This window comes from Actinoplanes oryzae (assembly GCF_030757795.1).
Taxonomy (GTDB): Bacteria; Actinomycetota; Actinomycetes; order Mycobacteriales; family Micromonosporaceae; genus Actinoplanes.
Map to the genome: position 1 here is coordinate 1 of NZ_JAUQWH010000365.1, position 526 is coordinate 526.

Here is a 526-nt window from a genome sequence, read left to right on the forward strand (position 1 = left end):
CCAGCGCCGCTGCCGAGCGTGCCCAGCAGGTCCACGCCCGCCTCGGCATCGGTGAGCGTTTCTAACCCAAGGTCGAGCGATCGGCATCAACTCTGTGGTGCGCGGTGCGACGATCCGTCGGGTACTTGGTGTTCTTGCTGGCGGTTGAATTCTCGGTGGCTTCGATCTGCCCTTCGTGGCGCAGGAGGGTCAGCCAGCGGCGGACCGTCTGGTCGGACAAGCCGGTCCGGTGAGCGAGTTCGGCGCGCAGTCGCAGGTGCCTAGAGCGTGAAGGATCTCTTCTCTTCGGTCGGCCGGCGTGTGCCGGTCGGCGCGGTGGGCGGCATCCGGGTTGAATTGCTGGGCGAGCCTGTAGCGGGCCCACCTTTGCGTTCCGACCTGCTGGAGGAGTTTCGCGGGCGACCAAGTCCTGTAGTTCGACCGTGGCCTTGGGGGAGCCCAGGCCGGTCAGTTTCCGGTATTTGGTGTTGTCGATGATGGCGTCGTAGTGCAGGACGCCGAGGGCCAGGCATTGGCTGTAAGTGCG

At 65.6% G+C, this 526-nt stretch carries 1 pseudogene; it reads right to left on the minus strand.

The features are described 5' to 3' along the window. Positions 1–61: 61 nt before the first annotated feature. A pseudogene (locus RBH18_RS43950) lies at positions 62–526 on the minus strand (hypothetical protein); the annotation flags it as partial.